Source organism: Weissella sp. DD23, assembly GCF_001579105.1.
GTDB classification, from domain to species: Bacteria; Bacillota; Bacilli; order Lactobacillales; family Lactobacillaceae; genus Weissella; species Weissella cibaria.
The window spans coordinates 312,185-312,687 of the sequence record NZ_KQ970390.1 but is presented as its reverse complement, the minus strand read 5'-3'; the positions used below and the strand labels follow the sequence as shown (position 1 = coordinate 312,687).

The window sequence follows — 503 nt, the reverse complement described above, 5'->3', positions numbered from 1 at the left end:
ACACTCGGCGTTCCCCAATCCGCTTTATCGCAACTCGGAACTTACCATCCCGCTGCTGCATTCTTTAAGCAAATTGGTAATACCGCTTTTAACTTCATGCTCCCAGTCCTGGCTGGGTACATTGCTTATTCAATCGCTGAAAAGCCAGGACTAGTGGCTGGTTTCGTGGCTGGTGCGCTTGCTGCAAATGGGTACAGCATTTTCAATGTTGGCTTGAACGCTTCACACCAACCTGTGCCATCAGGATTTTTAGGGGCATTGGTCGGCGGATTCTTGGCTGGTGGTGTCATGTTAATGCTTAAGCGAGCCTTCGCATTTTTGCCAAAAGCCCTAGATGGCATCAAGTCAATTCTATTTTTCCCAGTCCTGGGTGTTATCGTAACAGGCTTTTTAATGTTGCTGATCAACATTCCAATGTCGGCCATTAACAGTGGCTTGAACGGCTTTTTATCTAGCTTGAATGGTACTAACGCCATCCTACTAGGTGCACTACTCGGCGGGAT

General features: G+C 47.5%; 1 protein-coding gene. It reads left to right on the top strand.

The window, feature by feature from the left end:
- Positions 1–503: PTS transporter subunit EIIC (locus tag WEIDD23_RS14250; RefSeq protein WP_242865373.1), on the top strand; the 503-nt coding region annotated here is incomplete at both ends.